This is a genomic window from Micromonospora andamanensis, assembly GCF_016863495.1.
Lineage (GTDB): Bacteria > Actinomycetota > Actinomycetes > Mycobacteriales > Micromonosporaceae > Micromonospora > Micromonospora andamanensis.
Genome location: NZ_BOOZ01000022.1, coordinates 1 through 22066, shown reverse-complemented (window position 1 = coordinate 22066; position 22066 = coordinate 1). Strand labels below are relative to the sequence as shown.

Genomic DNA, 22066 nt, shown 5'->3' with positions numbered 1-22066 from the left:
TATCGGCCATCGATGCGTCAGAATGGGTTGATCATCCTGCTGCTTCGCGGATGATTCGGTCTGCTCTGGGGGTCGACCAATGCCAGACGTCGCCGGGGTCGCGCGGTCGTACCCGTTCAGCCCGCCTGATCGGCTCAACCTCGACCCCCTCTACGCCGAGTTGCGGCGCGTCGAGCCGCTCACCCGGGTACGGCTGCCTTTCGGCGAGGAGGTGTGGCTGGCCACCCGGTACGCCGACGTGCGGACCGTCCTGGGCGACGCGAGGTTCAGTCGGGCCGCCAGCGTAGGCCGGGACGAGCCGCGGCTCACCCCGAGGCAGATCGAGGGCGGCATCCTGTCCATGGACCCGCCGGAGCACACCCGACTGCGGCGGCTGGTCGCCAAGGCGTTCACCGCCCGCCGGGTCGAGCAGCTCCGGCCCCGCACCCGGCAGATCGTCGACGAACTGATCGACGCCATGGTGGCGGCCGGGCCTCCGGTGGACCTGGTCGAGCATTTCGCCACCCCGCTGCCGATCCAGGTGATCTGTGAGCTGCTCGGGGTGCCCTTCGCCGACCGGCACCTGTTCCACGTCTGGTCGGAGGCGATCGTCTCGACCACTTCGCTGTCACCCGAGCAGATCCAGAAGTACCTCGACAATCTGTACGGGTACATCGGCGAACTCGTCCAGCAGCGGCGTCGGGAGCCCACCGACGACCCGATCTGCGCGATGGTGCAGGCACGCGACGAGCACCGGGACCGGTTCACCGAGCAGGAGGTCGTGCAGCTCGCCGCCGGGCTGCTCGCCGCCGGCCACGAAACCACAGTCACCCAGTTGCCGAACTTCGCGTACGTCCTGCTCACGCATCCGGAGCAGCTGGCCTGGCTCCGGGCAGAGCCAGCCCGGGTACCGACCGCGATCGAGGAACTGATGCGGTACGTCCCGCTCGGGGTCGCGTCCGCGTTCGCCAGGTACGCCACCGAGGACATCGAGGTAGGTGGGGTGCTGGTGCGGGCCGGTGAACCGGTGATCGGTTCGCTCTCCTCGGCGAACCGGGACGAGACCGTCTTCGCCGACCCCGATCGACTCGATCTCGGCCGCGAGACCAATCCGCACATCGGCTTCGGTCACGGTGTGCATCACTGCCTGGGTGCCCAGCTCGCCCGGATGGAGTTGCAGGTCGGCATCGGCACCCTGATCACCCGGTTGCCCCAGCTGCGGATCGCCGTACCCGAGCCGGAGCTCACCTGGAAGAGCGGGATGATCGTCCGAGGGCTGGCCCGGATGCCGGTGGCCTGGTGAGCACCGGCTGGCGCGTCGAGGTCGACGCCGGGCGCTGCATCGGCTCGGGGGGCTGCGTCGGCATGGCACCGGGCCACTTCCGGTTGGAGTCGGGCCTGGCCGTCCCGATCGCGGTGGTCGTCGAGCCGACCGACGCGGTGATCGACGCCGCGGAGTCGTGCCCGGTCGAGGCGATCACCGTGCGCGGCGGCGATGACGCCCTGATCGCCCCGGCCTGACGCCAGCGCCGAACTCGTCACCGGCCGCCCGCCGGCAGCCTCGACAGTCCACTCATCTCGTCGGGTGAGGAGCTGACCCGGGCCGGGACTGATCTACCACCTGGCCAGGCATCCCAGACCCCTGGGCCGAACGTCGGCCGAAAAGTACCGGACGTTGCCTGAAACTACCGGCTGAAAACCCTCGATACTTCTGCCAGCCTAAAGTCATCGATCGATGTGATCGCTAACATGATGGCCGAGTCCTGGGAGGCGCCTCACGCGACCATCAGGCCGTACCACCTGACAGGTGACACATCCAGCACCTTGAGCCCAACACCGCCACCACCACCCCGAGGGCGACCGGGCCAATCCCTTACCTGCTGATCAGGTGACCAGAGCCGACTCACCTCCGGGCGGACGCCTGCCATGGGCTCTGACCCCGGTCGGCGACCCGACATCGACTGTCGCCGCCATCCGTGTACGGCCTCCCACCGCAATCAGCGACCGAGCTACTCACACCGCCCAAGTGAAGGATCAGCATGAGCTCCCGAACCCGTCCCAGGCGTCGACTTCGAACACTCTCTGCCTCCGGAACCGCCGCGATAGTTGCGGTCCTCGTCGTGTCGCTGCTGCCCAGTCTCGCCCAGGCGGCCGAAACCACCCTCGCTGCCGCCGCGAACCAGTCCGGCCGGTACTTCGGCGCGGCGGTGGCGGCCAACAAGCTCAGCGACGGCGCGTACACGACGATCCTGAACCGCGAGTTCAACAGCGTCACTCCTGAGAACGAAATGAAGATCGACGCGACCGAACCGCAGCAGAACAACTTCACCTTCGGTAACGCGGACCGGATCGTCAACCACGCGTTGTCCCGGGGATGGAAGGTGCGGGGTCACACCCTGGCCTGGCACTCGCAGCAGCCGGAGTGGATGCGGAACATGTCGGGCACCGCGTTGCGCAACGCGATGCTCAACCACGTCACCCGGGTAGCGACCTACTACCGCGGCAAGATCGACTCGTGGGACGTGGTGAACGAGGCGTTCGAGGACGGCAACAGTGGCGCGCGGCGGGACTCGAACCTGCAGCGCACCGGTAACGACTGGATCGAGGCCGCGTTCCGGGCCGCCCGGGCCGCCGACCCCGGCGCCAAGCTCTGCTACAACGACTACAACACCGACAACTGGACCTGGGCCAAGACCCAGGCCGTCTACCGGATGGTGCAGGACTTCAAGCAGCGCGGCGTGCCGATCGACTGCGTCGGCTTCCAGTCGCACTTCAACGCCCAGTCGGCGTACAACAGCAACTACCGCACCACGCTGTCCAGCTTCGCCGCTCTCGGCGTGGACGTGCAGATCACCGAGCTGGACATCGAGGGCTCCGGCACCACGCAGGCCAACACCTACCGCAGCGTGGTCAACGACTGCCTCGCCGTGCCCCGCTGCAACGGCATCACCGTGTGGGGCATCCGGGACAGCGACTCGTGGCGCTCGTACGGCACCCCGCTGCTGTTCGACAACAACGGCAACAAGAAGCAGGCGTACACCGCCACCCTCGACGCATTGAACAGCGCCGACCCCGGGCCGACGCCGACGCCGACCACGCCGGGACCCACCCCCACCACGCCGGGACCCACCCCCACCGCTCCGCCCGGCTCGGCGAGTGAGATCGTCGGTACCCAGTCCAACCGCTGCATCGACGTACCCAACGCCTCCCGCAACAACGGCACCCGGGTCCAGCTCTACGACTGCAACAGGCAAACCAACCAGGCCTGGACCTACACCGCGAACAGACAACTACAGGTGTACGGCAACATGTGCCTGGACGCCGCCGGCTCCGGCAACGGCGCCGCCGTCCAGATCTACAGCTGCCACAGCGGAACCAACCAGCAGTGGAACGTCAACTCCAACGGCACCATCACCGGCGTCCAGTCCGGCCGATGCCTCGACGTCTGGAGCACAATCAACGGCGCCCAGATCCAGCTCTACGACTGCCACGGACAAACCAACCAGCAGTTCCGACTCACACCCATCGCATAACCCACCAGACACCGGAAAACGGGCGGGCTCGACACCACCGAGCCCGCCCACACCGTGCGCACAGCCCACCCGGGTGTTCGGCCGCCGCCCAGGAGCTACGAGGGAAGGGGTCCGGCGGATTCGCGCGCGGCACGTGCCCGCTGGTGGGCCGCGCTGCCCTCGCGATAGAACAGGTAGCCGCCGTGGTGCAGGACGTCGCCGTCAAAACGACCGTCGGCGGTGAAGCCGCTGTCGTCCCAGTAGTTGATCTGGTCGCCGGTCACCTCGTACCGGCCGGTGTAGGCGCTCGACAGTTCGCCACGCGCCTCGTCGTACCGGCCGTTGGGCAACAGTTCCTGTCGGATGTGGTGGTCGGCCGTCACCCACATCCCGACGTACGGGTGGGTGGTCTCGGAACTCGGCGGTCGCGCCTGCGCCGTGGACCGTACGGGCTGTGCCGTAGACGTACGGTCCACGGCGCAGGCGGCGAGCGCCACAGTCGCGGACAGGGCGGCCGCCGCTACGGACAATTTTCCGCGTCCAGTTCCGGGCATGTCAGGCCCGCTGCCGGGTCGGGCGCACGATGATCTCGTTGACGTCGACGTCCGCCGGCTGGGCGATCGCGAAGGAGACCGCGCGGGCGATCGCGTCGGGCGGGATCGCGTTCCTGCGGTATTCCCTCATCGCCGCACGGGCGCCCGGGTCGCTTATCGTTTCGGCCAGCTCGGACTCGACCACCCCCGGGGTGATGGTGGTGACCCGCAGGCTCGGATCGGCCTCCAGGCGCAGTCCCTCGGTGATCGCCCACGCGGCGAACTTCGTGGCCGAGTAGACCGCCGAGGTCGGCACCACCTCGTGCGCGCCGACTGACGCGACGGTCACCACGTGGCCGCCGCGCTGCTGGTGAAAGACGGGAAGGGCGGCGGCGATGCCGTGCAGCAGGCCGCGCACGTTGACGTCGAGCATCCGGTCCCACTCGTCGACGAGCATTGCGTCGAGCCGGGACAGCGGCATCACGCCGGCATTGTTCACGAGCACATCGACCCGGCCGAACTCGTCGACCGCGCTGCCGACGAAAGCTGCGACATCAGCACGCTCGGTCACGTCGAGTCGCCGTACGCGAATGTTGTCGTGGTGCCGCGCGAGGGCGTCCAACCGTTCCTGGCGTCGGGCGCCCGCGACGATCTGATGCCCCTCCTCGGCGAGGCGCAGCGCTACCGCCTCCCCGATGCCGCTGCTCGCGCCGGTGACCAGGACGACCTTCGTGGTGGGTTCCATGCGGTCCACCCTCCGCGCCGGGCGGACGGTCAGGCAGGGTGCGATGCGTCCTGGATAGCTGCGCCAGGCCGAGGGAATCTGACCGAACTAGGCTTGGTGCATGGGCAGCCCACTCGGCGAATACCTACGGGCACGGCGTGAGATGACCAGCCCCGAGCGGGCAGGGGTGACCTTGTCGGGGCGGCGTCGGACGCCAGGGCTGCGGCGGGAGGAGGTTGCTCAGCTGTCCGGGGTCAGCACCGACTACTACGCCCGGCTGGAGCAGGGACGCGAACGGCACCCCTCGGGCCAGGTGCTGGACGCGGTGGCCCGCACCCTGCGGCTCGATCCGGAGGAGGTGGCGCACCTGCACCTGCTGGGCCGGACCGGTCATCGTCCCGCTCGCCGGAGTGCCCGGGCCACCGTGCGGCCGAGTCTGCTCCGGCTGATGGACGGTTGGGCGCACACGCCCGCGCTGATCGTCGACCACACGATGGAGGTGCTGGCTGGGAACCGGCTGGGGCGTGCCCTCTTTGCCGAGGTGTTGGCGCATGACGAACCCAACCTCGTGCGCTTCGTCTTCCTCAGCTCGACGGCCCGGTCGTTCTACCCCGAGTGGGACCAGGTCGCGCGGTCCAGCCTCGGTGCGTTGCGCGCCGCCGCCGGAAACATGCCCGACGACCCTCGGCTTACCGAACTCGTCGGCGAACTGTCCCTCAAGAGCCCGGACTTCCGCCGGTTGTGGGCCCGACACGACGTACGGGGCAAATCTCACGAAGCGAAGCTTCTCCACCACCCCGAGTTCGGCGAACTGACCCTGACGTACGAGTCGTTCACCGTCGACGGCGCGTCCGGCCAACAGCTCATCGTCTACCAGGCCGAGCCCGGCAGCCCTGCGGCGCAGGCCCTGGCAACGGCCCGGTGGGCGTAGGACGCATCGTGGTCGAAGCTGGGCTGCCGTCACGGCTGATCCGTTCCAGCGATGCGCTGGGGTGGCGCAGTGTGCGCGCGCTGACGTATGTCGATCCGGTCGTTGCCGAGCCGTTCGTCACCACCGCCGAGGGCCTGCTCGTCGTGCTCGTCACCAGCGGGCGATACCACATCGAGAGCCGGCACGGATCCTCGTGGCGGGCCGCCGCCTACCGGCCGGGGTCGATCGGGGTGACCGCCCCGGGCAACGCCAGCGTGCTGCGGTGGCACGGAGCCCGTCCCGAGGCCATGGAGTCGCTGCATCTTCAGCTGGATCCGGCTGCGGCGGCGGGGGTGGCCTTCCCCGACGCGCTGAGCCTGGAGGACCCGTACGTCACCGCGTCCGCCCGTGCCCTCGGTGAGGCACTGACCACAGGTGCGCCCGCCCTGTACGCCGACGCGCTGGCGCAGGGTCTGGCCGCCCACCTGGCGCACCTGGCCGGGCAGCCGACGCGACGGCACCGGAACGAGCGCGCGGCTGCCCTTCCGTTGAGCGTTGCCCAGGTCCGGCGGGTCGCCGACCACATGCGTGCGCACCTCGGGGACAACCTCACAGTCGGTGATCTCGCTGCGGTGGTGCGGGTTAGCAAGTTCCACTTCATCCGGTCCTTCGCGCTGACAACCGGGCTCACCCCGTACCAGTACCTGCGCAGGATGCGGCTCGAAGCGGCTGCGGAGTTGCTCCGGCGTACCCCGCACAGCGTGGCGTCGATCGCGCTGCGCTGCGGATACCGGAGCAGCGGCCAGTTCGCGCGGGCCTTCCGCGCCGAGTACGGCCTACCGCCTGCGCTCTTCCGTCAGTGACCGCCGCAATTTCCGGGGCTCATCGCGCAACAATGGGCCCCGCACAGCCGGTGGGCGGGGGTAGTAAGGAGGCAACGAGCCCAGAGGAGGCACCATGACCCGCTCACAGCCGCGCGTCGCGATCGTCACCGGAGGGTCCGGAGGTATCGGCCGTGCGATCGCGGAACGACTCGCCGCCGACGGCATGAGTGTGGTCGTGCACTATGCGGGCAACGCCGAGCGTGCCGAGAAGACGGCAAAGGCGGTGACCGGCCGCGGCGGATCGGCGGTCGCGCACCCGGCGGACGTGGCCGAGCCCGATCAGGTGCGGACGCTGTTCGAAGAGGCGGAGCGGCGGTTCGGTGGGGTCGACGTGGTGGCCAACACCGCGGGAATCATGTTGCTGGCGCCGGTGGCCGAGTTCGACCTGGCGGACTTCGACCGGATGCATCGCACGAACGTGCGGGGCACATTCGTGGTCAGCCAGGAGGCAGCAAGACGCCTGCGGCCGGGCGGTGCGCTGATCAACTTCTCGACCAGCGTGGCGAAGCTCGCCCACCCCACCTATGCCGCGTACGCGGCAACCAAGGCGGCGGTGGAGGCGATGACGTTGATCCTCGCCCGCGAGTTGCGCGGCCGGGACGTGACAGTCAACACCGTGGCGCCTGGTCCGACGGCCACACCGCTGTTCCTGAACGGGAAGAGCCAGGAGACGATCGACCACCTCGCCTCGCTGCCGCCACTGGAGCGACTGGGCAGGCCCGAGGACATCGCCGAAACCGTAGCCTTCCTCGCCGGGCCGGCGCGCTGGGTCAACGGTCAGGTCATCTACACAAACGGTGGCATCGTTTGACCGCCAACCCACCCGGGGCAGGAGCACCATCGGCCCCCGATTCCACGTCCCCGCTCGACAGGGCAGGTCAGGCCAGGGCGCAGGGGCACGATACCCGGGCCGGACCGGCGGTCACGGCACGGACGTCTCGACCGAAGTCGACCCCGCGGCCCGGTTGATCGCCGCCTCGACGGCAGTGCCGATCCGGTTCAGCGTAGCCAGTTCGTGGGGCTCCAGCTCATCTATCAGGAACTCGCGGACGGCCGCGACATGTCCCGGCGCCGCCGCCACGACCACCTCGTAACCGGCCTCGGTCAGAGTCGTGTTGGTGCGCCTGCCGGGGCCGGGAATGCGGGCCCGCGCGAGCAGCCCGCGTTTCTCCAGCCGTCCGACAACATGCGACAGCCGGGACAGCGAGGCCGACGTTCGGGCGGCGAGACGACTCATCTGCATCGTGTGATCCGGCTCCTCGGAGAGCACCGAGAGCACCATGTACTCGAAGAAGGTCAGCTGGGACTCGCGCTGCATCCGGGCGTCCAGGGCCGCCGGCAGGCTGATCATGAGCGCTGAGTTGGCCAACCACGCCGCCCGCTCATCCTGGCTCAGCCATCGCGTCCCGGCAACGGCCGTCGTGGGCTTCCCCGCCACCTCCTCCTCGGTCACGGGACTCACATTACCGGGCAGCATGTTGACGCATCAAGTTCGTCGGAGTAGAACTTGATGCGTCAAGTTCGACGTGCTCCTCGAAGCACGAATCGATGATCCGTTTCAGGAAGGACAAGTGCGTGCAATCCACACCGCTGGGAGCACTCGCGGTCTCCCGCATCGGTCTCGGGGCCATGGGCATGTCGGGGTACTACACCGGCGCCGACCGTGGTGACGCCGAGGCGATCCGCACCATTCATCGGGCGCTGGACCTCGGCGTCACGCACCTGGACACCGCCGAGGTCTACGGGCCGTACGTCAACGAGGAGCTGGTGGGTCGCGCGATCAGGGGCCGCCGGGACGAGGTCGTTCTCGCCACCAAGTTCGGCCTCGTGTCCCACACCGGCCGACCAGGTCCGGACAGCACCCCTGGCAACATCCGCGCGGCTGTCGACGGATCGCTGCGGCGGCTCGGAACCGATCACATCGATCTGTACTACCAACACCGGGTCGACCGCGGCACCCCGATCGAGGAGACGGTAGGCGCGTTGAGCGAGTTGGTGGCTGCGGGCAAGGTACGCCACATCGGGCTCTCGGAGGCGTCCGCAGCAACGATCCGACGGGCTCACGCGGTGCATCCGGTGGCCGCCGTCCAGTCGGAGTACTCGTTGTGGACCCGCGACCCTGAGGTCGAAGTACTGCCTGCGCTGCGCGAACTCGGTATCGGCTTCGTGCCCTACTCGCCGCTCGGACACGGATTTCTCACAGGTGACATCCGCTCCCTCGACGGCCTGGACGCCACCGACTGGCGGCGTACCAACCCCCGGTTCACCGGCGACAACCTCACGCGCAACCTGCGCATCGTCGACGAGGTCCGCGCCGTCGCCGACGAGGTGGCGGCCACGCCCGCGCAGGTCGCCCTGGCCTGGCTCCTCGCCCAGGGCGAGGGCATCGCGCCGATCCCGGGCACCAAGCGTGTCCACCGCCTTGAGGAGAACTGCGCCGCCGACAACATCCGACTCACCTCCGGCCAGATCGACCGGCTGAACAACCTGACACCGGCAAGCGGTGATCGCCATGCCGAGCCCGACATGGCCGCGATCGACGGGTGAGAGCACGACACCACGAAGTGGCCGCGCCGCGGTCGCACGTCGATGAAGGAGCCCTACATCATGCAGAGCAATGTGATTCGCGTCGGCATCATCGGCGCGGACACGAAGGCGAGCTGGGCCGGGGCGGCACACATCCCCGCACTGGCGGCACAGCCGCAGTTCGTCCTGGCCGCCGTGGCCACACGTCATGAGCAGAGCGCCCGCGAGGCCGCGGAGACCTTCGGCGCCAAGCGTTGGTACGCCGATCCGCTCGAACTCATCCACGATCCGTCGATCGACCTCGTCACGGTGGCCGTCAAGGTCCCGGCTCACCGGGAGTTGGTCCTACCGGCGCTGGCCGCGAACAAGGCCGTGTATTCGGAGTCGCCCCTGGGAGCGACAGTTGCGCAGACCGAGGAGATGGCCGACGCGGCCGGCTCCCGGCACACCGCGATCGGCCTTCAGGGCCGGCTCACCCCGTCGGTCCGCCGGGCTACGGAGCTCATCGCAGCGGGGCGACTCGGGCGACTGCTCTCGGCGCGGGTCACCGCTACGACGTTCGGAAACGGCCCGGAGTCGGTGAGCGCGTACGAGTACTTCGACAAGGCGGCAGCGGGCGCCGGCTTCCTGACGATCGCAGCCGGCCATGTCCTGGACTTAGTCGAGGCAGTCCTCGGCGACATCACCGAGATCGACGCGCGCACGGAACTGCTCTGGCCGGAGGTGAAGCTGGTAGACACCGGAACGGTCTCCGTCCGGGAGGTGCCGGATCACCTCGACGCCATCGTCAAGACCTCGTCGGGCGCCCCCGTCGGGGTGCAGATCTTGGCCGGTGTGCCCGCCACCGAGGCGCACTTCAGCCTCGAAGTTCGCGGGTCGGACGGCTGGCTGAAGCTGACCGGCAATCATCCGGCGGGCGTTCAGGTCGGCGACCTGAAGCTGTCGTCGAGCGTGGACTTCGCCGCGCCGGACAGACCTGTCGCCACCGGCGTTGGCCCGACGGCCGCCGAAATCTGGGCCGGCGCGTCCATCAACGTGGGCGAGGTGTACGCCAGCCTGGCACGCGACATCGCCAGCGGTACGCACCACACCCCCGGGTTCGGCCACGCCGCACACAACAGCCGGTTGATCGAAAGAGTCGAGCGAGCCGCGCGAACCGGCATTCGGCAGTGACGGCGCCGTGGCAGCGGATCTGCAGACGGAGGGCCATGACGCAAGGCCGAGTGACAAAGCCGTCACCCATTGCGAGTCCGCCTTCACGACTTGCACACTGAGGCTGGATTAAGTCCTGGAAGTTGCGCACTCGACAACTTCGAAGGCAAGCCACAGGGAGGGGTCCACGATGGGGGCACCGAAGGCAGCGGCAGCCGGCAGACCCGTGAGTGTGCCCGCCTGGAAGGCGTTGCCGAGCTTCCTCCGCGACGCGCATCAGTCCCTTGTGGACGCCGGTGAGGCGGCTGGTGGCGAGGTCGTACGGCTCGGGCTCGGGGTTTCCAGCCCGTACCTGGTGACCCATCCCGATCACGTACGGCAGGTGTTGCAGGACCGGGCTGCCAACTACCCCCGGGGCGATGACACAGCACTCTGGCGCTCGGTCCGCAAACTCGTCGGCGACGGGATCCTCGCCGAAGGTGACACCTGGCTGGCCTCCCGCAAGACCCTGGCCCCACTGTTCCGGCGAGGTCGCATCGACGCGCTCGTCGACACCATGGCGGCGGCCATCGACGAGGCCACCGATCGGCTGGACACGGCCGCGGCAGCGGGCAGCGTCGTCGACATCGGCACGGAACTGTCCCGCCTCGTCTGCGCCGCCATCATGCGGGTGTTCTTCGACTCCCGGGTCTCGGTCGACGACGCGCTGCGCATCATGGCGGCGCAGGAGGACATCGTCACCTCGATGGCACCACGTCTGCTGGCCCCCTTCGCGCCGTGGTGGATTCCGATGCCCGGCGACCGCCGCTTCCACCGCTCCGTGCAGACGATCGACGGCATCCTGCTGCCGGTCCTCCGCGCCGCGGTGCGTCAGCCCGGCGACGGCGACGACGTGTTGTCGACTTTGGCGCGCGCGCAACGCGACGGCCAGCCACTCACCGAACGGCAGATGCGCGACGACCTGGTGTCGATGGTGGCCGTCACCACGGAGACGAGCTACGTCGTGTTGACGTGGCTCTGGCCCGTCCTCGCCAACCACACCGACGTCGCAGATCGGCTCTACGCAGAGATCGATGAGGTTGTCGGGGCCGGGCCGGTGCGGGCGGAGCACCTGCGTCAGCTCACCTACACCCAGATGGTGCTCAACGAACTCCTACGTCTGTATCCTGCGGGTTGGATCGTCCCTCGGCGCGCACTGGGGCCCGACGTGCTCGGAGGAGTGCGGATAGACCGGGGCGCGACAGTCATCCTCTCTCCGTACGCCACTCAGCGGATGAAGGCGTTCTGGGGTCCGACCGCCGAGTCCTTCGACCCGGAGCGCTTCGCCCCGGGCCGCGCCGAGGCGGAAGCCGGCCGTCGTCAGGCGTACTACCCGTTCGGGCTCGGCATGCACAGATGCCTCGGCGAACATCTGTTCAACGTGGAGGCGCTGTTGATCGTGGCAACCTTGATCAGTAGGTTCCGTTTCACACTCACCGACCCCACTGTGCCCGCGCCGCGGGTCGCCGCGTCCCTGCGTCCACGTCGTCGAGTCGAGCTGACCCCGTCCCGTCGCGACCACTCTGTTGCCGGTAGGAGCCACTGATGCACCCAGACACCCTGGCCGCCACGCTTGAGCAGACCGCGGAACAGGGACGGATCTGTGCTGTGGCCGCGAGAGGGCAACGCGACCTGCAGGACCGGGTCGCCGCCTATCCCGCGCTGTTTCCCGACCCTCCCGTCGATGCGACGATGCTGAGCGCCCTGGCCCTGTCGACAGCGTTCATCGCCCCCTGGTGCAGCGCCGCCGAACTCCGCACCGCGAACCGCACCTCGCTGTGGGTGACTGCTGAGGATTGGCGGATCGACTCTGAGATCGACTCTCTGGAGGAAGCGGCAGCCACTGTCACCACCTGCCTCGCGGTGGCAGCGGGCGCCGCACCAGCCGACGACGACCAGCTCGGGCAGTTCCTGGCGGACATCCGCGACGACCTGGCAGCTACGCCCCTCTTCCCACGTCTGGGTCACCTGTGGCGCGACGAGTTGCGTCGCATGCTCGACGCCGAGCTACAGGAGTGGCGGTGGAGAGCAGCCCGGAGCACGAGCCTCGCCGACCTGCCGTCCGCCAGTGACTATCTGGCCAACGCCGCCGGCTACGGCGCCACCTGGGTCAACATCTCCCATTGGATCGCCACCGGCGCGGTGGAGTCCGAGGAGCACCTGGCCACGCTGGCCACGGCCAGCTACGAGGTGGAGAAGGTGCTGCGGCTGGTCAACGACCTGGCCAGCTACAAGCGTGACGTCAAGGCCGGCGACCTGAACATCCTGATGTTGGGCGTCGACGAGAGCGAGGTACGTCAGCAGGCGGTCGACCTTGCCGACAGGTGCCAGAAGCTGCTCGACCCGCTGGCTGAGGTCAGCCCGCAACAGGTGATGTACCTGCGGCGGGTGCTCGGTTTCACGGCCGGCTTCTATCACGGCACCGACTTCTGGGGTCCCCGGTGACAACTGTCGACGTCCAGCGACGACCGCAGCCGTTCGGGCCACGGTTCCGGCCCCCCGACATCGCGTCGGCAGGCCGCTGACCTCCCGGTCCGAATGCGTTTACCTGGCTGACGGTGACGCCTCACCGCACTCGACTCGTAACACACGATCCCTTGTGGACGTAACCCTTAGTCACGGTCTTGAGTCAATAGTCAGATAACTGCTAGCGTGCGTCGGTCTGCCTACACCGGCGGCTTGGTCGGCATGCCTCTGCCGACAAGTTCCTCTGCTCGGCATCGGACGGTTCAATGCGGTCTCGCAGCGCCAATCTGCGCACCAAGGTCATCGCGCTCCTCGCCTCGCTCGTCGCTCTCTGGGCATTCGCCGCCTGGGTCACCCTCCGAGACGGCGTGAACCTCCTTGGCGTCCAGGCGATCGACAGCCAGATCGTCTCACCCAGCGAGCCGCTGCTGCTGGACCTCCAAGTCGAGCGACGCCTGGCTGTCGAATACCTCGGCGGTCCCAGTACCGACCGGAAGAACGCACTCGACGCCGCCCGTCAGGCTGTCGACGAGAACGCCACGGCCTTCAAATCGACGGCACGTAGCTGGCTGGCTCGCCTGACGGCAGGCAGCGAGGCCGAACAACGAGTCGACGACGCAATTGCCGAACTTGATCAACTGTCCGCCGTCCGGACATCAATTGACGTCCGGTCGATCGACCGGGCAAGCACCATCAACACCTACAGCACGCTCGTCGAGTCGCTGTTCGCGATCTACGATGTCGTCGGCACGCTCGATGACACCGAGATTCAGCAGGACACCCGGAACCTGATCGAGCTGTACCGTCTCCGCGAGATCATTTCGCAGGAGGACGCCCTGCTCACCGGGGCGCTCGCCACCACTCGGATCACCGCCGGAGAACAGTTCCGGTTCACCGAGCTGGTCATTTCGCAGCGCTTCGTCGCGGACCGTACTGAGCTCAACGATTCCGATCAGGCCGCCTTCAACCAGGTCGTCAACGGTGAGGCGTTCAGGAGCCTGCGTCAGCTCGAGGATCGTGTGATCAATGCCAGCGGATCGAATCGTCCGGCCGTCACCCTCGAAGAGTGGAACGAAGTCACCGACGCCGCGCTGGCCCATCTCCAGGAGATGGTTCTCGGCAGCGGCGACAATCTGGTGCAGCGTGCCGTACCTGTCGCGGTCGGGGTGATCGTCCGGCTGGTCCTGGCCGCCGGCCTGGGCCTGCTCGCGGTCATCGCGTCGATCATCGTCTCCGTCACCACCGCCCGCGCGCTCGTGGCGCAACTACAGCGGCTCCGTGACGCGGCCCACCAACTCGCCGACGAACGGCTTCCCGCAGTGGTCGAGCGCCTCCAGCGCGGCGAGAAGGTGGACGTCGCCGCCGAAGCGCCACCTCTCGACTTCGGCTCCGACGAGATCGGGCAGGTCGGCCAGGCGTTCAACGCCGTCCAGGAGACGGCGGTCCGTACCGCCGTCGAGCAGGCGGAGCTACGCCGCAACGTACGCGATGTGTTCCTGAACCTGGCCCGGCGCACCCAGGCCCTCGTCCACCGCCAGGTGACCCTCCTCGATGAGATGGAGCGCCGGCAGGAGGACGCCGACGAGCTCGAAGACCTCTTCCGCGTCGACCACCTCGCCACCCGCATGCGGCGAAACGCCGAGAACCTCATTGTTCTCTCCGGCGCGACGCCCGGCCGAGGCTGGCGCCGCAACGTACCGATGGTGGACGTTGCCCGCGCCGCGGTGCAGGAGGTGGAGGACTACACGCGGGTGAAGGTGATGCCATTCGGGTCCGTCGCGCTCGCCGGCCGGGCCGCCGGTGACATCATCCACCTGCTCGCCGAACTGATCGAGAACGCCCTGACCTTCTCGCCAAAGAGCACCCCTGTCGAGGTACGCGGGCAGCTCGTGGCCAACGGCTTCGCCATCGAGATCGAGGACAGAGGTCTCGGCATGGCCGAGGACGATGTCGCCGCCGCCAACGCAGAACTGGCCACCGCCGCCGAGTTCAACCTCGCCGATGCCAAGAAGCTGGGACTGTTCGTGGTCAGCCGCCTGGCCGCCAAGCACCACATCGCGGTGCGGCTGAAGCCGTCACCGTATGGTGGAACGACGGCTGTCGTGCTCATTCCCAAGGACCTGGTCACGACCGCCGACCCGATCGGCGCCACGCCCTCACCCACCGCGGGCGGGTCCAGGGAGACGGTTGCCGCCGGCGACACCCAGCGCGTCACCACCGCGCGGCAGTCCTCTGTCGCCGTGGCCGAGCCCGCCCCTGTGCATGGCGAGACAATGGAACTGCCGGCGGTGCGTCCGCTGCGCGCCGCCGCTGACGCGGCCGCCACCGTCACCGACGGACCGGCCAAGAGCGCGCCCAGCGCCCGGCAACGACCCGGACCTGCCGCCGAACACACCGAGCACACTGAGCACGGGCTGCCCATGAGAGTCCGCCAGGCCAACATCGCGCGACAACTGCGGGACTCGTCCCCCGGCCAGACACAGGCACCGGACGACGACGAGGCGGGGCGATCCCCCGACGACATTCGCAGGATGATGGCCTCCTACCAATCCGGCACCCGCCGCGGGCGCGATGACGCCGCACGTCTCGTCGACGCCGACGATGAAGGGCAGCCCAACGCCGCCGACAACACGTCCGCGGCCGAAACCGACCGGTAAGAAAGAGGAACGGGCAAGTGCAGCAGAATTCCACGGGCGATCTGGCCTGGCTGCTCGACGACCTGGTCGGGCGTGTGAAGCAGGCTGAGCATGCGATCGTGCTCTCCGCTGACGGGCTGCTCATGGCTTCCTCCGCCCAACTCAGCCGAGACGACGCGGAACATCTGGCCGCTATGGCGTCGGGCATCCAGAGCCTCGCGAAGGGCGCCAGCAAGCGGTTCGGTGGCGGGCCTGTTCAACAGACCATCATCGAGATGAAGTCGTCGTTCCTATTCGTCACCGCAGCCGGAAGCAACGCATGCCTGGCCGTCCTCGCGGCAGATGACACCGACGTCGGACTTGTCGCATACGAAATGGCGATGGTCGTTGCGCGAGCCGGTAAGTTCCTCGCCTCACCGACCCGGCCGAGCCAGCACACCAACAACTAGGGGCCGCCATGACGATGCCCGACGAAGAACCGGTCTGGTTAGACGACGCCGCCGGGCCGGTGGTCCGGCCATACGCCGTTACCGGCGGGCGGGCCAAACCGGCGAACAGCTTCAATGTGGTCGCTCTAGTCCTGTCGACCCGATCGGCCCCGCCCTCCGAGGTGGGGATAGCACCGGAGCAGGCCAAGATCATTCACCTCTGCCAACGTCCGCTTGCACTGGCAGAAGTGGCCGCGCATCTCAGCCTGCCCCTCGGCACCGTCCGAGTGCTCCTGGACGGACTGATCGCTCAGGGATTCGTCCAGGTCAACGACCCTCGCCAAGCCGCCACCCTTCCCGACGACAGCGTATTCGAGGCGCTCATCAATGGACTACGTCAACTCTGAGCGGACGGGCCAAGCGACCCTTCCCACCGCCATCAAAATACTCATCGCGGGTGGCTTCGGCGTAGGCAAGACCACCCTCGTGGGATCCGTCAGCGAGACCAAGCCCTTACGGACCGAAGAGGTCCTCTCCGAGCAGGGCGTGGGTGTCGACGACATCTCCGGCGTCGAGGCCAAGTCGACGACGACCGTGGCGATGGACTTCGGCCGGATCACCATCAGCGAGGAACTGGTCCTCTATCTGTTCGGCACCCCGGGCCAGGACCGCTTCTGGTTCGTCTGGGACGAACTCACCATCGGCGCCCTGGGTGCCGTGGTCCTGGCGGACACCCGGCGGCTTGCCGACTGCTTTCCATCCGTCGACTACTTCGAGCGCGCGCGGCTGCCGTTCATCGTGGCCGTCAACTGCTTCGAGAATGCCCGCCGATACAGCCTCGACGAAGTGCGGTTAGCCCTGGACCTCGACCCCGAAGTGCCTGTCATGTTGTGCGACGCGCGGCAGCGGCAGTCGTCAAAGGACGTCCTCGTAGCGCTGGTCGAGCACGTGAAGAGGCAAGGGCTGACCCGCAGACCCGAGCCGGTCGGCCATTGAGCGGTATACCCCGGGCGGCACGTCACCACGAGCGCCCGGATGTCCCCGATAGTGACGAGGACCGGCAGGATTGGCACTGGGCGCCTCCACAGATGGCACGGAATATCAACATCGCCGCCGTCACGCGAGGCAGACTCTGATCGACGGGCGACGCCGAGGCTCGAGCGAGAATTCGCCGAGACGGGGGTCGACGGGGTCTCGCAGGCGCCGGATCAATGTGGCTGCAATCGCACACCGGCGCGTGGTCCGTCACGAACGGTCCCCGCCCCGGGGCGCACCCACCTGGGACGGGGACCGTGACAACGAGCGCCACCGAAGGGCACCCAGGTCGGCCCCCGTGCTGCCCTCCGGGGAATGCAGGGCATGCCGCGACGGTCAGCAGCGCGTGGCCCGCGCTGCTAGGCTCCCCTCATGTCGGAGATCGATCTGTTTGATCCAGATCTGTCTCTGTGGCATCGGCGGTCGGCTGCGACAACGCACACGGGCGGCTCCCGTTGCCGCCGTCCGGCGATGTGACGCCTACCCTGGCGCGGGTCGCCCGTCCGGCGATGTGGGCACCCTTCGAAACGACCTCGTCTGACCGCGCACGCGGTCGCGCTCCGCGCCCCGCCAGCGGGCAGCGATGCGGCCCTGGGACAGGGGCGATCCGCGCGGCTCGGCTGCCGATCATCGGTTGGGTGCCGGGCTAGGACCAGCGAGTGGGGTATCTGTGGAGTTTCGACTCTTGGGCCCGATTGAACTGTGGGCGGCGGATCACCGGCTGGAGACGGGGCAGCCGCGCCAGCGTGCAGTTCTGGCCGCGCTGCTCGTCGACGCGGGACGCGTCGTTCCGGTGGAGACCCTGATCGACCGGGTGTGGGGCGAGGAACAGCCCGAGCACGCACGTCGAGTGCTGCACTCGCACATTTCCCGGGTCAGACACCTGCTGTCACAGGCAGACGCGGAACCGTCGACGTCCGCGCGACTGGCCCGTGAGCCGGGTGGCTATCTGTTGAGGGTGGACGAGGAGCAGATCGACGGGCATCGGTTTCGACTACTGCTTCAGTCCGCGCGCGACCGGCAAGGATTGAACGACGTCGACCGCACCCGGCTGATCCGGGAGGCGTTGACGCTGTGGCGCGGGCAGCCGCTGGCCGGGGTGCCCGGCGAATGGGCTGCCCAGGTACGCGCGGGCTGGACTGCGGAGCGGGTCGACGCCGTGGTGGAGTGGGCGCGTATCGAACTGCGGCAGGGCAACCCGGAGGAGGTCCTCGCCCAGCTGACCGGCCTGACCGCCGAACACCCGCTCGTCGAACCGTTGGTCGAGGTGTTCATGCGCGCCCTGCACGCCACAGGACGTAGCGCTGAGGCGTTGGACAGGTACGCCGGATTTCGCCGACAGTTGGCCGAAGGGCTGGGCGTCGACCCGAGTCCGGTACTGCAACGGCTCCACCTCTCGATTCTTCGGGGTGAGCCGCTACAGGCCGATACGGATGCCGTCACTTCAGTCCCCGCTCCTCGCGCGACCGGGACCTCCGCCCCCGCTGCCGGCCCCACTACCATCGCCGGCTCCGACGTCGCCGTGACTCACCGACCACGGACACTGCCACGGCAGGCGCCTGACTTCACCGGCCGTTCGGAGATCATTGCTCGCGTCGCCGCTGCGGTACGTGCCGGGGACCGGCGATCCACGATGGTGCAACTCATCGACGGCATGCCCGGCAGCGGCAAGACGACCTTGGCCGTGCAGCTGGCGGTGATGCTCCAGGACGACTATCCGGATGGCCAGCTGTTCATCGACCTGCATGGCCACAGTGCACGAGATCCGATGGATCCCCGGGCCGCACTGTCCGCACTGCTGCAGCAGATGGAGGTCCCGCCGGACCGCTTGCCCGTGGACTTCGAGGGACGGGTTGCGTACTGGCGCACCCTGTTGTCCGGCCGTCGTCTGGTGCTGGTGCTGGACAACGCCGGAAGCTCGGCGCAGATCGCGCCGCTGCTGCCCACAGCGCCCGGCTCCCTGACGCTGATCACGAGCCGCCGGCGACTGGGACTCGACAGCGTACAACTCGAGCCGTTACCGCTGATGACCGCAGCGGAGGCAACCGAACTGCTCGCCCGTATCGCCGGCTCCGACCGGGTGGCCGCGGAGCCGGCGGCGACGTCCGAGGTCGTGCACCGATGTGGCTACCTTCCACTGGCCATCCGCCTGGCCGGAACTCGGCTGGCGCACCGCCCGAACTGGCGGGTCGGCGACCTGGCCGCACGGCTGAGAGGTGACGGGCCGACTCTTCCCGAGCTGACCGCGGAAACCCGCACCGTGGCGGCGGCCTTCGCGCTGTCGTGCGCGCAGCTGTCGCCGCCAGCCCACCGGGTGTTCCGCCTGCTCAGCCTGCACACCGGCGCCGACTTCGACGCCTGCGCCGCGGCGGCGCTGGTCGGGCTGCCCCTGCCTCGGACGCAGCACCTACTTGACGAACTGGTCGACAGCTACCTCGTCGAGGAACCCACAGTCGGGCGATACCGGCTGCACGACCTCGTACGCGAATACGCCTTCGAGCTGTGCACCGCCACGGACACCGATGATGAGCGACACGCCGCCGTCGAGGGTCTGCTGGACTTCTATCTACACGCAGCCGACGTCGCCCGCCGGTCCATCGAGTCGGTCAGGAGTCGCCGCTTCTTCGCGCCCGGTTCCCCCCGCCGCCCCGACCTCGTCGAAGAACTCGGTGCGCTGCCATCCAGCTGGTGTGCCGTGGAGCGCAGGAACCTGGCCGCGGCCGTCGCCCTTGCCATGGACACCGGCTGCTATCACTATGTGTGGCGCTTGGCGCGAGTGTGCTGGCGCTACCTGTACCACGCCGGCAGTCTGGATGAGCTCATCGCCCTGCAGGAGCAGGCGCTGGCTGCTGCGAGGAAGCTTGGCGACGACGAGGCGCTCACGGCGAGCGGCAACTATCTGGCGTCCGCCTACTTCCGCCAGGGACGGACGCAGCGGTGTCTGGATTTCCTGGAGCCTGCGATGGCAGCGGGGCAGCGGCTCGGGAACAAGGCATGGCTCGCAGTTCTGCACGGCAACATGAGCATCGCCTACTTGAACGCCGGACGACATCCGGAGGCTGTCGAGCACGCGTTGCAGGCGCTGCGGGAGTTGCGTGACACGGTTGAACCCGACCCCGACGTTCCCCGTCTGTTGAGTGGCCTCGGGGAGATCTACGCGATCACCGGGCGATACGAAGAGGGACTTCTGCACCTACGGCGTGCGCTGTTCCTCGCAGTCGAGAACGGTGACCAGGCGGTCGTGGCCGGCGTTCTCCGCAACATTGGTTCCATCCGTTCCCGCCAAGGCGCCCACAGGTACGCGAAGCGTCTCCTCACCGCATCGCTGCTGCTCTATCGACGCCTCGACACCGGGTGGGGCGAGGGCGAGGTGCTCAACGATCTCGCCTCCAACGAGCTCGCTAAGGGTAGGCCAGACCTGGCCGCGCAGAAGTACCACGAGGTCATCCCCGCGCTGCGGGACAAGCGAATCCCGGGTATCGAATCCGCCGCCCACAACGGGCTCGGACGGGCGGCTCTCGCCTCTGGTGACGTGCAGGCGGCACGTGAGCACTTCGAGCATGCTCTGGAGTTGGTGCGAGAAACCGGTCACCGTCGGGAGATCGCAATGTCTCTCGACGGCATCGCTTGCTGCCTGGCCGCCACTGAGCCCCACCGCGCCCGGGTGCTGTGGCAACGAGCCCTGAAACTCCTGATCGAGCTCGACATGCCCGAACGCTTCGAGGTGGAGAAGCGGTTGGCCGAGGCGGAGCGTCGGCGGCCCGCTGCTCGGTGATGAGCACGAGCCCCGGTGTCCGGCCGGTGGGTTCGAGGTCGACGGGTAGATCCACCGTCCGGTAGGCGCTGTCGGGCGGTGTGCGCCGCAGAGTTCAGGCAGTTGTGGCCACCGCAGGACTTTCGCAAGGGCCCACAACATTCTCTCAACCGATACGCCGCCGAGACTCACTACGTTGCTGACTTGTGATCGCCGGCACCTACCACGACGGCCAGTACGAGGTCTTCGCCCGCAGCCCAAGCGGCACCGTCTACCAAAAACCTGGCAAGGCACCTGGAGCGACTGGAAAACCATCGGCGGAATCCTCGGCTGACAACCAGCCATCACCGACCAGCCGCAAGCCGCTGTAGCGCCGCCAGTGACTGTCACGCACAGAGCATGTCCATCTTTCGGTGCCTAGCGGACGGCCAGGCACCAGACGGGGAGGAATAAATGCAACTACGTTTGCGTCGTCGATTGACGACGCTGATCCCAGCCATGGCGTCGGCACTGCCGCCGTCCGGTTCTGAGCATCGCCTCCGCCGTGGCGCTGTCATTGTCACGTCCGCGATGCTCGTTGCCGGTGCGGTCGTGGTGACCACTCCGGCGGAAGCCGCCGCCAACCCCAACCCGGCGCGAATTACCGACGCTTCCTGGTGGTTGATGCAGGAACTCCTGAAGCTGCAACCGGGAAGTAAGGACGGCGGGATCTACAACAACAAGGACGGCTACCACAACACCCGCGCGGCTAACAAACCAGACGATTACTCCGTCCAGGATGCCGAAGACCGGGGTGGCCCGTCGGACAAGGCCGCCGCGTACGACTGGACCTTCCCCGAGGCCCAGAGCCGTGCACTGCGCTCGCTTGACACCGACCCGCACGCCGATCAGCATCTTCCGTCGACTGTCACCGCAGAAGTTTCCAACTTCTCCAACATCGCCCGCTTCTCGAACCGGCTGCTGGCGTCGGGGCGAGACCCGGACGACCCTCGTATGAATGGTTGGCGCGAGTTCTTCGGCCAAACCGACAACGACCTTGAGGTTGAGAGCTGGGACTTCAGGTATCGGCAGCCGTCCTCCACTGATGACCCGTCGCATGTGTGGCACATCCACCTGAGCGAAGATCGCGACAAGGTGGAGAGCTACGAGAACAAGAGGGCGCTGCTGAGCGTTCTGCGCGGAGAGACCGTCGCCCAGTGGCTGAACACCGACGTCGGTGGTCCGGCTGTGGTTCGTGCTGAGGGTGAGTACCACCTGTTCGGTGTCAGTCCGAGTGGTCAGTTGAGTCAGAACACGTGGCGACCCGGGGGCTGGCTCGGTTGGGAGTCGCTCGGTGGGACGGTGGCCGGTACTCCGGCGGTGACGTATCACGACGGCCAGTACGACGTGTTCGCCCGCAGCCCGAGAGGTGTCGTCTACCAAAAAACGTGGCGCGGCACCTGGAGTGACTGGAAGAGTCTCGGCGGAATCATCGAAGGCGGCCTCGCC

At 68.0% G+C, this 22066-nt stretch carries 19 protein-coding genes and 1 pseudogene; 17 read left to right on the top strand and 3 right to left on the bottom strand.

Annotation, left to right across the window (positions count from 1 at the left end):
• The first annotated feature begins 79 nt into the window (after window positions 1–79).
• The 3 genes from Van01_RS18440 (at window position 80) to Van01_RS18430 (ending at window position 3512) form a co-directional block, all read left to right on the top strand.
• Window positions 80–1282, top strand: a complete 1203-nt coding sequence (locus tag Van01_RS18440; RefSeq protein ID WP_204008729.1) for a cytochrome P450 — start codon at window positions 80–82, stop codon at window positions 1280–1282.
• On the top strand, window positions 1279–1500 hold the full coding sequence (locus Van01_RS18435) for a ferredoxin (RefSeq protein WP_204008727.1): 222 nt from the start codon (window positions 1279–1281) through the stop codon (window positions 1498–1500). Before Van01_RS18440 ends, Van01_RS18435 begins: the two co-directional genes overlap by 4 nt.
• 599 nt (window positions 1501–2099) lie before the next feature.
• The gene (locus tag Van01_RS18430; protein ID WP_239099151.1) at window positions 2100–3512 is read left to right on the top strand and encodes an endo-1,4-beta-xylanase; all 1413 of its coding nucleotides are present in this window, start codon (window positions 2100–2102) and stop codon (window positions 3510–3512) included.
• 95 nt (window positions 3513–3607) lie between these two features.
• On the opposite strand, the gene Van01_RS18425 is transcribed toward Van01_RS18430, so the two are convergent.
• Window positions 3608–4045: an Atu4866 domain-containing protein gene (locus tag Van01_RS18425; protein WP_204008723.1), complete on the bottom strand. Its 438-nt coding sequence runs from the start codon at window positions 4043–4045 to the stop codon at window positions 3608–3610.
• Between the two features lies 1 nt (window position 4046).
• Window positions 4047–4769, bottom strand: coding sequence for an SDR family oxidoreductase (locus Van01_RS18420; RefSeq protein ID WP_204008721.1), 723 nt, complete (start codon window positions 4767–4769; stop codon window positions 4047–4049).
• 100 nt (window positions 4770–4869) lie between these two features.
• On the opposite strand from Van01_RS18420, the gene Van01_RS18415 reads away from it, so the two are divergent.
• The 3 genes from Van01_RS18415 (at window position 4870) to Van01_RS18405 (ending at window position 7353) form a co-directional block, all read left to right on the top strand.
• Window positions 4870–5679, top strand: coding sequence for a helix-turn-helix transcriptional regulator (locus tag Van01_RS18415; RefSeq protein WP_204008719.1), 810 nt, complete (start codon window positions 4870–4872; stop codon window positions 5677–5679).
• Between the two features lie 8 nt (window positions 5680–5687).
• On the top strand, window positions 5688–6521 hold the full coding sequence (locus Van01_RS18410) for a helix-turn-helix domain-containing protein (protein WP_204008717.1): 834 nt from the start codon (window positions 5688–5690) through the stop codon (window positions 6519–6521).
• Between the two features lie 94 nt (window positions 6522–6615).
• The gene (locus Van01_RS18405) at window positions 6616–7353 is read left to right on the top strand and encodes an SDR family oxidoreductase (RefSeq protein WP_204008714.1); all 738 of its coding nucleotides are present in this window, start codon (window positions 6616–6618) and stop codon (window positions 7351–7353) included.
• 111 nt (window positions 7354–7464) lie between these two features.
• On the opposite strand, the gene Van01_RS18400 is transcribed toward Van01_RS18405, so the two are convergent.
• Entirely contained in the window at window positions 7465–7995 is a 531-nt protein-coding gene (locus tag Van01_RS18400) for a MarR family winged helix-turn-helix transcriptional regulator (RefSeq protein ID WP_204008712.1), read from the bottom strand.
• A 122-nt stretch (window positions 7996–8117) separates the two neighbouring features.
• On the opposite strand from Van01_RS18400, the gene Van01_RS18395 reads away from it, so the two are divergent.
• From Van01_RS18395 to Van01_RS33965, 11 genes and pseudogenes are all read left to right on the top strand, one after another.
• Complete coding sequence (locus Van01_RS18395) at window positions 8118–9089, top strand: aldo/keto reductase (protein WP_204008710.1); 972 nt, start codon at window positions 8118–8120, stop codon at window positions 9087–9089.
• A 60-nt stretch (window positions 9090–9149) separates the two neighbouring features.
• A complete protein-coding gene (locus Van01_RS18390) occupies window positions 9150–10241 on the top strand; it encodes a Gfo/Idh/MocA family protein (RefSeq protein WP_204008708.1) in 1092 nt (363 codons plus the stop codon).
• 211 nt (window positions 10242–10452) lie between these two features.
• A complete protein-coding gene (locus tag Van01_RS18385) occupies window positions 10453–11805 on the top strand; it encodes a cytochrome P450 (RefSeq protein WP_204008939.1) in 1353 nt (450 codons plus the stop codon).
• Entirely contained in the window at window positions 11805–12704 is a 900-nt protein-coding gene (locus tag Van01_RS18380) for a terpene synthase family protein (protein WP_204008706.1), read from the top strand. The genes Van01_RS18385 and Van01_RS18380 overlap by 1 nt, the downstream gene beginning before the upstream one ends.
• 287 nt (window positions 12705–12991) lie before the next feature.
• Window positions 12992–15382 (top strand): sensor histidine kinase, encoded by a 2391-nt coding sequence (locus Van01_RS18375; protein ID WP_204008704.1) that lies wholly within the window; start codon window positions 12992–12994, stop codon window positions 15380–15382.
• Window positions 15383–15399: 17 nt separating this feature from the next.
• Complete coding sequence (locus tag Van01_RS18370; protein ID WP_204008702.1) at window positions 15400–15810, top strand: roadblock/LC7 domain-containing protein; 411 nt, start codon at window positions 15400–15402, stop codon at window positions 15808–15810.
• Between the two features lie 8 nt (window positions 15811–15818).
• Entirely contained in the window at window positions 15819–16196 is a 378-nt protein-coding gene (locus tag Van01_RS18365; RefSeq protein ID WP_204008700.1) for a DUF742 domain-containing protein, read from the top strand.
• The gene (locus tag Van01_RS18360; protein ID WP_204008698.1) at window positions 16177–16785 is read left to right on the top strand and encodes a GTP-binding protein; all 609 of its coding nucleotides are present in this window, start codon (window positions 16177–16179) and stop codon (window positions 16783–16785) included. The genes Van01_RS18365 and Van01_RS18360 overlap by 20 nt, the downstream gene beginning before the upstream one ends.
• A gap of 724 nt (window positions 16786–17509) precedes the next feature.
• On the top strand, window positions 17510–20599 hold the full coding sequence (locus Van01_RS18355; RefSeq protein WP_204008696.1) for an AfsR/SARP family transcriptional regulator: 3090 nt from the start codon (window positions 17510–17512) through the stop codon (window positions 20597–20599).
• Window positions 20600–21076: 477 nt separating this feature from the next.
• Window positions 21077–21778: pseudogene (locus Van01_RS18350) on the top strand (hypothetical protein); the annotation flags it as partial.
• 27 nt (window positions 21779–21805) lie between these two features.
• Window positions 21806–22066 (top strand): DUF8189 domain-containing protein (locus Van01_RS33965; protein WP_505745409.1); only part of this gene is annotated, 261 nt, incomplete at its 3' end.

Bases quoted from the DNA above. Each gene is read 5' to 3' on its own strand.
- Van01_RS18440 (WP_204008729.1), top strand. From the start codon at position 80: ATGCCAGACGTCGCCGGGGTCGCGCGGTCGTACCCGTTCAGCCCGCCT.
- Van01_RS18425 (WP_204008723.1), bottom strand. From the start codon at position 4,045: ATGCCCGGAACTGGACGCGGAAAATTGTCCGTAGCGGCGGCCGCCCTG.
- Van01_RS18420 (WP_204008721.1), bottom strand. From the start codon at position 4,769: ATGGAACCCACCACGAAGGTCGTCCTGGTCACCGGCGCGAGCAGCGGC.
- Van01_RS18415 (WP_204008719.1), top strand. From the start codon at position 4,870: ATGGGCAGCCCACTCGGCGAATACCTACGGGCACGGCGTGAGATGACC.
- Van01_RS18405 (WP_204008714.1), top strand. From the start codon at position 6,616: ATGACCCGCTCACAGCCGCGCGTCGCGATCGTCACCGGAGGGTCCGGA.
- Van01_RS18390 (WP_204008708.1), top strand. From the start codon at position 9,150: ATGCAGAGCAATGTGATTCGCGTCGGCATCATCGGCGCGGACACGAAG.
- Van01_RS18380 (WP_204008706.1), top strand. From the start codon at position 11,805: ATGCACCCAGACACCCTGGCCGCCACGCTTGAGCAGACCGCGGAACAG.
- Van01_RS18375 (WP_204008704.1), top strand. From the start codon at position 12,992: ATGCGGTCTCGCAGCGCCAATCTGCGCACCAAGGTCATCGCGCTCCTC.
- Van01_RS18365 (WP_204008700.1), top strand. From the start codon at position 15,819: ATGACGATGCCCGACGAAGAACCGGTCTGGTTAGACGACGCCGCCGGG.
- Van01_RS18360 (WP_204008698.1), top strand. From the start codon at position 16,177: ATGGACTACGTCAACTCTGAGCGGACGGGCCAAGCGACCCTTCCCACC.